A 13,589-nucleotide genomic window follows, 5' to 3' on the forward strand; every position below is an offset into this window, starting at 1 on the left:
CATTACATTAAACACTCATTGTATTTAAATCACCCTCGTTCTACAAATTCTTCTTTAACTAGGCTCCAAAGTAATTTTCTAACTTCTTTAAAATCATTAAGATAATATTTAGCTTCTGATAAATTATTACCTACTTTCACCGTTACTGCATCTTCCGGTAAAGCCCTAAAAATATCTTCGTCAGTGTGGTCATCGCCAAGCGCCATTATAAAATCAGGATTTTTATCATACAACCAGTTTAAAGCCGCTTTTCCTTTATTCACCTCAATGTTTTTGAATTCTATCACCTTATTTCCGGGCATGAGCTGTAAACCCTTATCTGCGGCCAAAATTTTCATATGGCTTACGATTTCGCTGGCTCTCAATTCGCCCAAACCTTCTTCTGCCTTACGGTAATGCCAAACAAGTGAATAACTCTTTTCTTCTATGAACGAACCTGGGGTTCTATCGGTATAAGTTTCGAGTAGGGAGCGGATTTCACCCTTCCACTGGTCTGTTAACAGTGGTAAACAGTTCCACTTTTCGCCTTGTGCTTTTTGCCATGCGCCATGTTCGGCAATCATATCCACTTTTAAATGGCCAAACCATTTTTCGAGGGTTTCATTCCTTCTCCCACTAATTATAACTACCGTATTTGCATTGTCAAGGGTCAGATTTTCAATCAAATCATATAATTCATCATCAGGTGATGCATCGTCTATGTTGCCGGTAAAATCTACCAACGTTCCATCATAATCAAGAAACAATACCCTGTTTTTGGATTCAGAATATTTTGCGGCGATAATTTCGTTTACGGCATTTACTGCATGTTTGGTTTGTAATGATTTTTGAGAATCTTTCACTTCGTTTAGTCTTAAAATAAAATTATTTACCCAATGCTTTACATTGAATTTTTCTACAATTGCCCGCATGGCTTTCATACGGGTTTGTTGTTCTTCGAGAGGCATTTTTAAGGCGGTAACTATTGCTTCCATAATATCGCCCAGGTTATTCGGGTTCACCAGCAAAGCGTCGGTAAGTTCTTTCGATGCACCTGCCATTTCACTTAAAATCAGGACCCCATCTTCATTGTTTCTGCTCGCTATATATTCTTTACTCACCAGATTCATTCCATCACGCATGGGGGTAACCAGGCAGATGTCTGCCGAGGCATAGAGTGCAGATAAAAATTCTATCGGAAAAGAGCGGTAAAAATAGTTAACGGGAATCCAGTCCATAGAGCGGTACCGTGCATTCAGATTCCCAACAAACTGGTCAATATGCTCTCTAAGCTCGTTGTATTGTGGTACGGTATCTCTCGAAGGTACCACTATCATGAACATTTCGATTTTACCGATAAATTCCGGATGCATCTGCAGGAGCAATTCAAGCGCTTTTAATCTTTCGAGAATTCCTTTACTGTAATCCAGCCTATCAATGGAAAGAATAATTTTTGTTTCTTCTTTTCCCTGCCGGAAATTTGCGATTTCCCTTTGTACTTCATCTGTTGCCGTTAATGAAGAAAACTTATCAAAGTCGATACCCATTGGAAAAGCCTCGATTACAATCTGCCTTTCATTGCTGTTCAACACATTTGATGAGGAGTTAACCGGTAAAAGCCGTGTTGCTGTACTGATAAAATGGCGAACATCATCGTAGGTATGTAAACCGATTAAATCAGCACCGATCAGTCCATTCAGCAGTTCTTCACGCCAGGGGATTAGCCTAAAAATTTCATAAGAGGGGAACGGAATATGCTGGAAAAAGCCGATGGTTGAGTTGGGTAACTTTTCTCGTAAAATACCCGGAAGCAGCAGTAACTGGTAATCCTGTATCCAGATTTTATCCCTTCTGTTGAGCACCTGCATAGCGCTCCTGGCAAATTTTTCGTTAACAGATTTATAGCTATCCCAATAGCTTTGCTCGTAGTGTGCGTAGGTAACGAGGTAATGAAAAACCGGCCACAACACCTCATTGGAGAAGCCTTCGTAGTAAAGATTAATTTCTTCTTGAGTTAGAAAAACGGGATATAGATTAAGTTCTCCTAGTTTTTCGATTACCTCTTCTTGTCTATCCAGAGGAACCTCTATTCCTGGCCAACCCACCCAAATTGAATTGCCATTTTTATACACGTCTCCCAGTCCGGTTGCAAGGCCGCCCTCACTCGGAATGAACGTATATTCGTTGTTTTCTTCGATGATTTTAACGGGAAGTCTGTTCGATATTATAACTGTCTTCATGCTCATATTTGATGTATCCACATAAATAAAAGCCATTTAAACATAATTTGTTTGGATTTTGTTTCAAATCAAACATTGAGATGATTTTCATGTAAACTATAAGCAGAGCATAATTTACGTACAGGCAGGGTTAAAAATTGCTGAAGATAGCTGCTTGTTTAACATCGCTTCAGACGTAATTAAACAATAGGGAAAATGTGGTTTGCTCATCAGGAGTCGAAATCACTTCGATACTTCCGCGGTGCATTTTCATAATATTACGACTGATGGTTAAGCCAATACCCGAACCATTTTTACGAGTGGTGTAGAAGGGAACAAAAATCTTTTCCAAATCTTCTGTTTCAATACCCTTCCCATTGTCTGTAACATCAATATAAAGTTTTGTGTTTTCCAGGCGATGGCTTACCGTGATATGTGGGTTTTTTTGCTCTTCTACAGAATAAATGCTGTTTGTAATCAAATTAATCAACACCTGTTCTATTAATTTTAAATCGAGTTGAACGGTGATTTTCGACGAAGTTTGCTCCACATCCAATACGACATTTTTAACTTTGGCAAAGGGTTGCATCAAAACTTTAATGTGTTTCAAAATCTCGCCAATGGTATGCGCTTCGAGGCTCGGCGTTGGCAGCTCCGCAATTAAACGGTAATCTTTTACAAAATCCAATAAACCTGTAGAACGCCGTTTGATGGTTTGGAGGGCAGTTTTCAAATCTTCCATCTCATCCAAATCCAGGTTTTCTTTATTGGTTACCATACTGTTTATCGTATCAGACAAAGAACTAATTGGTGTTATTGAATTTAGAATTTCGTGTGAAATAACTCCGATTAATCTATTCCAGGCTTCGGTTTCCTTTTGCTCTATTTCGTCTTTGATATTTTGAAAGCTAACAATGGTGTAGTTCTTTCCATATAGATTCAAAGGAATCACTTCTGTTGATAACTGAATCAGCTTTTCCTGGATTTTTAATTCCAAAAACCGCTTCCCACCTGATGAGATTTGTTCTACTTCATAAGCGAAGTTTGGTAAATGCTGCTTAAGACGATGCCAATACTTATAGGCAGGAACGCTCAGCAAATTCGACGCAGCTTGGTTGAAAAAGGCAATTTCTTCATTATCCTGAGCCGTTTTGGTATTGTTAATCACAATTACACCTACAGGAACTTGCTCCAAAATGGTTTTAATAAGCTGAAACATTGCCTCTTGTTCCATTCTTATCTGTTTATGTACCTGCAAAACCTCACCGAAAGATTCATATAATTCAGGAAAACTTCCTTTTGTTGTTTTATTTTTAAAATTTAGGGTGTGGTCTCTTGTTTTAACCGCCAAAATAAAGCGCTTTATGTCTGACCGAATTTCATTTATGTAGTAGTAAAGCGAGATTATTGCTCCAAGCAGAATTAAACTTATACCGATAATCGTAAACCACAATTGTGTGTGCTTAACAAGGTAAAACAGCAGGTAACCAAGTAAGTTTATAATGACCAGCCGGGTTATTAAACGAAAAGTAAAGCGTTCGTAGAACATATTTTTAAAGCTAAAAGCCAAAAGCGTAAAAATTAAAGTTTTCGGCTATATTCTTTCAATTTAGGCTCAAATTCCAAATTTCTCAATTCTTCTGTACAGGGCTGCCCTTGTTAAACCGAGCTCAGCGGCTGCTTTTGAAATGTTGCCTTTGTGTTTATCGATGGCTTTTTGAACCATCATTTTTTCCATTTCGCCAAGTGCCATTTCATCCGGCATTGCGTTTTGGGCAAATCGCTGCGGACTAAGTTGCAAATCCTCTTCAGAAATTTCCTTTCCGTCGCTCATAATCACCGCACGTTCCAGCACATGCTGCAATTCCCGAACGTTGCCAGGCCATTTATAGTTTAATAAAACTTCTTCAGCTTTGTGGTTTAAACTTCGGATTTCTTTATGATATTTAGCGCTAAAAACCTGCATAAAATGATTTGCCAAAAGCAATATGTCTGTTCCTCTTTGCCGTAAGGGTGGCAGTACAAGTTCTACGGTGTTAATGCGGAATAATAAATCCTGGCGGAAAGTATTTTTAGCCACCATCTCATTCAACGGCATATTTGTAGCCGTAATCAATCTTACATTTACCTTGCGTTCTTTGCTTTCGCCGAGGCGGATAACCGTTCGGTTTTGCAAAACACTTAGCAATTTTGCCTGGAGGGGCAGGGTTAAATTCCCAATCTCATCTAAAAATATTGTTCCGCAGTCAGCCAGTTCAAAACGTCCGGGTTTGTCTTCTTTAGCGTCTGTAAAAGCACCTTTAGCATAGCCAAACAATTCACTTTCGAAAAGATTTTCATTTAATGAACCCAAATCTACATGCATAAACACTTGATTTTTGCGCTGGGAATTACCATGGATTTCATAGGCGAAAACCTGCTTTCCAGTTCCATTTTCCCCTAAAATTAAAACGTTTGCATCTGTTGGAGCCACTTTCAACAAAGTGTTTTGTAATTGTTTTATACCATCGGCCTCGCCAACAATATGTTCAAAGCCGCGGGTCATGTCTTTATGCAAGGAGGTATGGATTTTCTCTAGTTTCTTAACCTTTTTGGTCGATTCGCGAAGCTTTGAAGCCGCGGAAATCGTTGCAAAAAGCTTTTCATTTTCCCACGGTTTTAATATAAAATCAGTAGCGCCTTTTTTTATCGCTTTTACTGCAAGCTCAACATTCCCGAAGGCCGTCATCAAAATAACAACATAATCCTTGTCGATTGATAAGATATGTTCGAGCCAATATAATCCTTCCCGTCCATCACTTGCACCTTTCTGGTAATTCATATCCAACAGGATAATATCTACCTCGTTCTTGCTCAATAAGATGTTAATCTCCTTGGGCGATTTGCAGGTGATAACCTGTTTTACCTGTTGTTTTAAAAACAAGCGTGCACTTAAAAGGATGTCGTCGTCATCGTCGATGATTAATACTGTAGCGTTTAACATGATTTTAAATTTTAAAAAACCTCACCCTATTAAAGGAAGAAGGATTTGTTCTTTTGTGCTGTCCCTAATTGAAGAGAGAGAAACAAAGGTAAAGTTGAACCTTTTATTACATGTCCATTTCGTTTCTATGCGCTTCGCCCCCTCTGTTCGAGGCGAGGGGATAAAGGGGTGAGGCTCTTACTTTTTTAAATAATCCCTAATCGTGTTCAAAATGATTTCCAGACTTCCATTCACTTCTTCATTTGTAAATCTCAAAACGTGAATTCCAAGTTCGGCTAATTCGTATGTTCTATTTTGTCGTGTTCTAAAACATCTACTTGATTGTGAATTCCTCCATCAATTTCAATAATCAGTTTAGCCTCATGGCAATAGGAATCTGCTATATACTTATTCAAAGGGTGTTGTCTTCGAAATTTGAATCCTAAAATATTTCTATTCCTTAAGTTTTGCCAAATTGTACCTTCCGCATCTGTTTGAGCTTTCCTCAATACCTTCGAAAACTCAAATAGTTTATGACTGGCACCTTTGAAAAGATCATCTCCATAGTTTTCCATTTTATTTTTTTTTACCTCACCCTACTAAAGGAAGAAGTTTTTGTTCTTTTATGCAGTCCCTCTCCTTGAAGAGAGGGAAACAAAGGTAAAAGGTTGAACATTTTATTTTATATCCATTTCGTTTCTCAGCGCTTCGCCCCCTCTATTAGAGGAGAGGGGATAAAGGGGTGAGGTTCCACAAACCAAATTTAAGAAAACTGTCCGCTCCCGCACATAAACTGTCCGATAATGAACATCTCAAAAATAAAAAATCAAATAACACCCTGTTTATCAGATACTTAAGTGTTGTAATTTGTTTTGGCACAAGCTTGGTTAATATGCAAACCGAACAGTACAACCGAACAATGGACAAGAAAATTGAGAAGAAAAGATTTAGCAAAAAAGCGATGATAATAATCGGTGGAGCAATTGCTTTTATAGCGGTTGTAATCTATGGCTACACCTTATCACTAAAAAAAAGCTATAGTGCAGATGCCGACAAGCTTACCATAAGTAAAGTGAATTATGGCGATTTTGAAGATGTCGTTTTGCTGAATGCGAGTGTTGTTCCGCTCACATCGGTAATTGTAAGTTCTTCGGAAGGCGGAACGGTTGCCGAAATTTTTACTGAAAATGGTGCTTCTGTTATAAAAGGTACACCTTTACTACGAATCTCTAATTCAAATGCTATGTTGAGTTACACTTCGAGCCAGACGGCAGCCACCGAGCAGATTAACCAATTGCGTAAATCACGGTTGGACCTCGAACAAAATCAAAGAGTTCTAAATCAGGATGTTTTGGATGTAGAAAATAGTCTCCGGACTGCTGCCCGTCAGTATCGGTTAGATAGCGCTCTTTTCGCAAAAAAGGTAATTACACTGCAGGAGTTTAACAAGTCGAGCCAGGATTATGAATATTACCAGGGAAAAATTAAAATTGTTCGCCAGGCAGTAAAGCAAGAAAACCAAAGTAGAAAAATGCAGCTTTCACAAATCGACCAATCTATGGGGCAAATGAACGAGAGTTTGGAAATGATTCATAAAAATATCGAGAATATGACCATCAAAGCACCTGTTTCTGGTAAGCTTTCATCGTATGATCCGGTTATTGGAAAATCTTACAACTCAAATGAAATGATTGGGAAAATCGATGTTTTGCAGGGCTATAAATTGCAGGCGGGTGTAGACGAATATTACATTAACAGGGTTAAAGAAGGACAAACATCAACGTGTGAATTCAATGGTAAAACCTATAATCTGATGGTGAGCAAAGTTATTCCAGAGGTTACTGCTGGGCAATTTCAGGTGGAAATGGTTTTTAAAGGCTCGGCGCCTGATGGTTTACGCCGTGGATTGTCGCTTCAAACTAAACTAACTTTATCTGATAACAGCAAATCATTATTGCTAGCACAAGGCCAGTTTTTCCAAAGTACCGGTGGTTCGTGGGTATTTGTGGTAAACAATGGCAAAGCAGTTAAGAAAAATATCAAAATCGGAAGAAAAAATTACTTGTATTATGAAATATTGGATGGTTTGCAGAAGGGTGATGAAGTTATTACCTCATCTTATGACCAGTTTAATCAATATGATCAGGTAGAAATCAGTAAATAGCTTAAATAATATGAGTCGAATTTTAATAACATGCCTTTTAGTTTGCTTTGCATTCTTAGCTTATTCGCAAGGCATTTTTAAAAAAGAAGCCAATTGGATGGATACAAAAGATGGCATTACATATGAAATGAATATTTACAGTAAACCGGTTAAAAGTAACAGTTCAAACTTGGCCAAGGTAAAATTTACTATTGTTGGGGACGTTTCCCTGCTGGAGAAAATCGAGTTGCTTCAGGAAAATAAATTGAAGTTTAACATGGAGCTAAAAGCAGAAAACACAGACATCCAATTACAACCCGGCGTTTATAAATTTAAAATTTACCACAAAAAACTTGGAGAGAAGGATTTCGAAGTAGAATTAAAAAATGCGCAAATCAATAACATCAAACTTACCATCAAATAAATTACTTCATGATTAATATAGAAAACTTAGAAAAGGTTTACAAAACTGAAGAAGTAGAAACCACGGCATTAAACGGAATAAACCTTCATGTTAAACAAGGTGAATTTGTTTCCATTATGGGGCCATCTGGCTGCGGAAAATCGACCTTGTTAAACGTAATGGGTTTATTAGATAAGCCTGAAAGTGGCAGCTACAAGTTCATCGATACCGAGCTCTTAACCTTAAACGACAGAGAACGTTCCAATTTTCGAAAAAGAAACATGGGATTCGTTTTTCAAAATTTCAACCTAGTTGATGAGCTCACCGTTTTTGAAAACATCGAATTGCCACTCATATACAATAAAATAGCTGCCGGTGAGCGTAAGAAGCTGGTTAACGAGATTATTGAGAGGATGAATATTGTAAACCGTAGCGGGCATTTCCCCCAACAGCTTTCTGGCGGGCAGCAACAGCGTGTTGCCGTCGCAAGGGCCTTGGTTACCAAACCAAAATTAGTTTTGGCCGATGAGCCAACCGGTAACCTGGATAGCTCGCACGGTAATGAAGTAATGGAGTTGCTTTGCGAGCTAAACGAAACCGGCACCACCATCGTAATGGTTACGCACTCCAGTCACGATGCGAGTTTCTCGAATAGAATCATTAACCTGAAGGACGGGCATGTAATTTCTGAGAAGATAAATAAAAGCAGAAACGAGGAATTAATTTAACAACATAAACTCTATCCAACACATAATCCCTGTTTCGTAAGTGTTCAACCTTAAAAAATTAGTTTTAGTTTAATGATAGCCAGACCGAATCTTTCTGGATTGAAAGATTCGGGTAAGGCGCCTTAAAAAGCTGAAAACTAAGGCAAGAAGGGGAAATCAACAACAATGGAACTGGAAGCTAGAGGCGATGGCATGTTTTTAATACCTGAAAATAAATAACCGATACTACAATGTTCAAAATAAACTTAAAAATTGCGTTGCGAAATCTTTGGAAAAACAAAGGGTTTGCGTTAATTAATGTAGGTGGATTGGCAATTGGCTTAGCCAGCTGTATGCTGCTGCTTTTGTACGTTGCCTATGAATGGAGCTATGATAAGCAATTTAAAGACAACGATAAAACATATGTAGTTTATCAAAGTGTTGTTGCAAATGGAAAGACTTTTAGCTGGAGCTGGACACCAAACGTTATGGCTGAAGATTTGCAGCAAAACTTTCCTGGCGTTAAATATGCTTCGCACTCAACCTATCCGCGGCAGAATTTGGTTACCGTTGGAGACAACAAAATAAAAAGTAAAGTCGTATTTGCTGATCAGAATTTTCTTAAAATACTGGATTACAAATTTATTAAAGGCAATCCTAAAAAAGCCTTAACGGATGTAAATACCATCATTCTTACAAAATCTTTTGCACAAAAATTATTTGGAAATGAAGACCCGATTAATAAAACCGTTAAGCTCGAAAACCAGGATGTTTTGAAAGTCGAAGCGGTGATAGAAGATGCGCCGGCAAACAGCAGTATAATTTTTGAGTGCATTATGCCTTGGGATTTATTTTTGAAAAGGGAAACCTGGGCGAAACAGAATAACTGGGGTAATAATATGTGCCTTACCCTTGTGCAGTTGAAAGATAATGCTGCCTTTGCTAAAGCCAATGCCGATATAAAAGATATTTACAAAAACCACGACAAGGAAATTAGCGCCAAGGCCTTGCTTCATCCACTAACGAAATGGCACCTGTATGGCGATTTCGAGAATGGCAGATCTGTAGGTGGTAAGATAGACCAGCTAAAAATATTTTTGCTGTTAGCCTTTTGCATACTCCTCATTGCCTGTGTAAATTTTATGAATCTATCCACAGCACGTTCAGAACGCAGAGCAAAGGAGGTTGGAGTCCGCAAAGCAATTGGTTCAACAAGGCAATCGCTCATCAGTCAGTTCTTTTTGGAATCTCTTCTTATAACATTTATTTCCACCGTTTTTGCTTTTATCCTGGTAGAAGTTAGTTTGCCATACTTTAATGGTTTGCTTGATATTAAATTAACCATTGACTACCAGAATAGTCTGTTTTGGGTTGTATTATTTGCTTTGATGGTTTTTACAGGCTTCGTGGCGGGGAGCTATCCCGCATTATATTTGTCGTCTTTCGAACCTATAAAAGTGTTAAAAGGTTTCAGCACAAAAACCGATTCATCGGTTTCGGTGAGAAAGGTACTGGTTGTGTTCCAATTTGTTTTCGCTGCCTGCTTAATTGTTTCCACGGTTGTTATTTACCAGCAACTTAATTACATCAAAAATAAGCCTATCGGTTACAACCAATCAAACCTGGTTCAAATTGAAGTGCAGGGCAAAATGCGTGATAAAGGTAAAATTGAATTACTTAAAACACAGTTGATAAAATCTGGCGCTGCGGTAAACGCAACAACCTTTAGTTCGGAGTTTACGGAGGGTGGCAACAACACTACGGGCATATCCTGGGCTGGGAAAAACCCTAACGAACTGGTCTCATTTAACCACAGAGGAATAGGTTATGATTTTACCGAAACAGTTGGAACAAAGATAATTAGCGGTAGGGAATTCTCGTCGAAATTTTTGAACGACAGCAGTAGTGTAATGCTCAATGAGGCAGCCGTTAAGATGATGGGCTTAAAAAATCCATTGGGCGCCGTTATTACATTCTGGGGCAATAAGTTTACAAACGTAGGTGTAGTAGAAGATTTTGTGGTAGAAAGTGCCTATCAAAAAGTAGCGCCAATGATTTTCTATTTAAATAACCAGGATAATACCAATGTAATCATTGCAAGGTTGAATCCTGATAAAAACATAAGTTCTTCTTTAGAAAAAATGGACGAACTGGTGAGCCAGATTGAACCAAATTATCCTGTAAACCGTAAATTTTTAAATGAATCTTTTGAACTAAAATTTCAAAACGAAAAACTTTTAGGTACGCTTTCAAACTGGTTTGGTGGCTTCGCAATTTTTATTTCATGTTTGGGCTTGTTAGGACTTGCTTTATTTATGGCAGAACAACGTAAAAAGGAAATCAGTATTCGTAAAGTTCTCGGTGCCAGCACAGGCAACATTCTCACCCTGCTGAATAAAGATTTTATAAAACTGGTCGCCATTGCAAATGTGATTGCTTTCCCGGTTTCCTATATTATCATCAACAAATGGCTTTCTGGATATGAATACCGCGTTTCAATTTCTGCAATGCCTTTTATAATAGCCATTGGATTGTCTGTTTTGATAGCCATATTAACCGTAAGTATTCAATCGGTTAAAGTAGCAAAGGCAAACCCGGTAGACGCACTTAAATATGAATGATTAGCCCCACCCAACCTCCCCGGAGGGGAGGAGTTGCAAAGTTTTACACCTTTAAGCGAAGAAATAATGTTAGTAAAAATAAATTTTTTAACCATAAACAAAAAGTCTTCCCTTCCCGGGAGGATTTAGGGGGCGCTTTATGTTCAAATTAAATCTAAAAATCGCTTTGCGCAATCTATGGAGAAACATAGGTGTTACCACAATTAATGTTGGTGGCTTAGCTATTGCTTTGGCCGCGTTTATTCTGGTGGCAATGTATTTTACTTATGAAACCAGTTTTGATAAATCGAACCCGCATTACAAAGACATTTATCTTGTAGGGCGCATTTATCCCGATTTCAAAACCAACTACACTTCGCCGCCATTGGCAAAGGCCATTAAACAAAATTTTCCTGAGGTGGAAAATGCGGGCATTACAAAAAGAGGTTTTTTCGAGTTCACGATGAAAAACGGTAAGAATACGCTGTTTGCCAAAAATTTTATGCAGATGGATTACAATGCCGCTAAAATTCTCGATTTAAAACCTAACGCGGGTCTTGAAAAACCTGACGGAAATGGCGACAGACTTTCCTATCTAAGTGAAGAGAATATGAAAGTTCTCTTTCCTGATAAAAAAGACAACAAGCCGGAAATGGTAGGAGTGGGTTCGAGCAGCCTTGGCATCACCAGCAAAATAAACGGAACAATTGTTAACAACCTGCATTCAAATACTACTTTTGATGGCGTTTCAATCGGTAATGAAATTGGCAGTGGCGAGAATTATGGTTATAATAATTACACAACTTATATACAGGTAAAACCCGGTACCGATGTTGCAAACCTTGAACAGAAAATTACCGGATTATATAGAAAAGAGCTACTGAAAGGTGAAACAGACAAAAAGACAATTGAAGAAATTAAAGGTGTTTCTACTTTTTTAGACCCATTAGCAAATCTACATTTGAGGCCGAAAGCCGGAAACGATTCGCCTTATAAAATTTTGATGGCACTTTCTATACTCGGAATTCTCATTCTCGTTATTGCCTGCATCAATTTTACAAATTTAAGCATAGCCCAGGCAGCAAAAAGAGCAAAAGAGGTTGGTGTAAAAAAAGTGATGGGTGCTTACCGTTTGCAGCTGACCACACAGTTTCTAACAGAAATATTTATTCAGTGCTTCGTGGCTACGGCCTTTGGGTTAATAATTGCAGAACTTGCACTACCTTATTTCAATAACCTATTTCAAATTAATTTAGCCATCTGGAATGTCGAAAATAATTTGTTTTGGCAATTACCCCTCGTTCTCGCATCGATAACACTTATCGCCGGAACTTATCCTGCCCTTGTTTTATCGGGTTTTAAACCTGCTCTGGTACTAAAAGGGAACTTTTCAACCAGTAAACAAAGTTCATGGCTGCGTAATGGTTTGTTGGTTTTTCAGTTTAGCATTGCTGTAATTTTTATCATCAGTTTGCTGTTTATCAATTCGCAATTAAAGTACATGCGAACCCAGGATGTAGGTTTTACAGCGAATCAGGTGGTTTACATCAAAAATATTTCCTATTTCAATAAACCGGAGAAGTTTGCGCCTGTTCGGGATAAAATTTTAAAAATTGACGGAATAAAGTCGGCTACTGTGGCAACCGATATTCCGGATGGGGCAGAAAATGGTACAAATGGTTACACATTTGAAGGAATCCAATCTAATCTTGATTTTGTAGATGTGGATTTTGATTACTTCGAAACACTTGGCATCAGGTTGAAAGCAGGTCGGTTCTTCTCACCGTCTTTTAGCACCGATACCATAAATTCTGCAGTGATTAACGAAAGTGCCGTTGCAAAATATAATATGCAAAACCCTGTTGGCAAAACAATTAAAGGATGCAATACCAACTACAAAATTGTTGGCGTAATCAAAGATTTTAAAGCGCAGGGTTTCGAAAGCGCTGTTCAGCCCACCATTTATACCATTAAAAACCCATGTGGAAATTCGAAAACTCAAATCATGCTTAAAATTGAGGAAGGTAAAATGGGCGACGCATTGGCGGCATTAAAAACGCAGTGGTCACAAATCAATCCAAAGGATGGAGAAGACTTTAGGTACGAGTTTTTGGATGAGCTCTATGGTAAACTCTTTAAAAAGCAGGAACAGTTGCAGTCGGTGTTTTTTGCCGCGGCGTTGCTAACCATTTTTATTGCTGTTCTGGGCTTGTTTGCCTTTGCAAAGTACATCACAAATGGAAGGATTAAGGAAATTGCGGTGCGCAAAATATTGGGTGCCAGTGATGTTCAAATCTTTAAACTGATTAACAGTTCGTTTTTCGTCATGGTACTCCTCGCCAACATAATTTCCTGGCCGGTAGCTTATATACTTATTAAAAAATGGCTGGAAACCTTTGCCTACCGAATAGATTTATCGGTATTGCCATTTCTGGTCAGTGCGTTGTTCACAATTTTGTTAACCGTAGTTACCGTGAGCATTCAGGCTAAAAAAGCGGTTAAAGCTAACCCTGTAGATGCACTTAAATATGAATAAAGGGCTGATGTTTATGCAAGAAGGCGTAAGCTTTAAACGC

Annotated in this window: 10 protein-coding genes; 5 read left to right on the forward strand and 5 right to left on the reverse strand. The window is 38.3% G+C overall.

Annotated features, from left to right (window positions below):
- Positions 1 to 29: 29 nt before the first annotated feature.
- The 5 genes from AC0IWT_RS01630 to AC0IWT_RS01650 form a co-directional block, all read right to left on the reverse strand.
- Positions 30 to 2,219, reverse strand: coding sequence for a bifunctional alpha,alpha-trehalose-phosphate synthase (UDP-forming)/trehalose-phosphatase (locus AC0IWT_RS01630; RefSeq protein WP_471795702.1), 2,190 nt, complete (start codon positions 2,217 to 2,219; stop codon positions 30 to 32).
- A 169-nt stretch (positions 2,220 to 2,388) separates the two neighbouring features.
- Positions 2,389 to 3,747 (reverse strand): sensor histidine kinase, encoded by a 1,359-nt coding sequence (locus AC0IWT_RS01635; RefSeq protein WP_471795703.1) that lies wholly within the window; start codon positions 3,745 to 3,747, stop codon positions 2,389 to 2,391.
- A 66-nt stretch (positions 3,748 to 3,813) separates the two neighbouring features.
- Positions 3,814 to 5,181, reverse strand: coding sequence for a sigma-54-dependent transcriptional regulator (locus AC0IWT_RS01640; protein ID WP_471795704.1), 1,368 nt, complete (start codon positions 5,179 to 5,181; stop codon positions 3,814 to 3,816).
- Between the two features lie 177 nt (positions 5,182 to 5,358).
- On the reverse strand, positions 5,359 to 5,436 hold the full coding sequence (locus AC0IWT_RS01645) for a hypothetical protein (protein WP_471797199.1): 78 nt from the start codon (positions 5,434 to 5,436) through the stop codon (positions 5,359 to 5,361).
- Between the two features lie 20 nt (positions 5,437 to 5,456).
- Positions 5,457 to 5,735: an endonuclease domain-containing protein gene (locus AC0IWT_RS01650; protein ID WP_471795705.1), complete on the reverse strand. Its 279-nt coding sequence runs from the start codon at positions 5,733 to 5,735 to the stop codon at positions 5,457 to 5,459.
- 317 nt (positions 5,736 to 6,052) lie between these two features.
- On the opposite strand from AC0IWT_RS01650, the gene AC0IWT_RS01655 reads away from it, so the two are divergent.
- The 5 genes from AC0IWT_RS01655 to AC0IWT_RS01675 all read left to right on the forward strand — a co-directional run bounded on the left by AC0IWT_RS01655 (position 6,053) and on the right by AC0IWT_RS01675 (position 13,549).
- Positions 6,053 to 7,324: an efflux RND transporter periplasmic adaptor subunit gene (locus AC0IWT_RS01655; RefSeq protein ID WP_471795706.1), complete on the forward strand. Its 1,272-nt coding sequence runs from the start codon at positions 6,053 to 6,055 to the stop codon at positions 7,322 to 7,324.
- Between the two features lie 10 nt (positions 7,325 to 7,334).
- Complete coding sequence (locus AC0IWT_RS01660; protein ID WP_471795707.1) at positions 7,335 to 7,727, forward strand: hypothetical protein; 393 nt, start codon at positions 7,335 to 7,337, stop codon at positions 7,725 to 7,727.
- Between the two features lie 8 nt (positions 7,728 to 7,735).
- Positions 7,736 to 8,434: an ABC transporter ATP-binding protein gene (locus AC0IWT_RS01665; RefSeq protein WP_471795708.1), complete on the forward strand. Its 699-nt coding sequence runs from the start codon at positions 7,736 to 7,738 to the stop codon at positions 8,432 to 8,434.
- 230 nt (positions 8,435 to 8,664) lie between these two features.
- Positions 8,665 to 11,034, forward strand: a complete 2,370-nt coding sequence (locus AC0IWT_RS01670; RefSeq protein WP_471795709.1) for an ABC transporter permease — start codon at positions 8,665 to 8,667, stop codon at positions 11,032 to 11,034.
- A 139-nt stretch (positions 11,035 to 11,173) separates the two neighbouring features.
- A complete protein-coding gene (locus tag AC0IWT_RS01675; protein ID WP_471795710.1) occupies positions 11,174 to 13,549 on the forward strand; it encodes an ABC transporter permease in 2,376 nt (791 codons plus the stop codon).
- Positions 13,550 to 13,589 lie beyond the last annotated feature (40 nt).

Source organism: Pedobacter sp. AC464 (assembly GCF_979253075.1).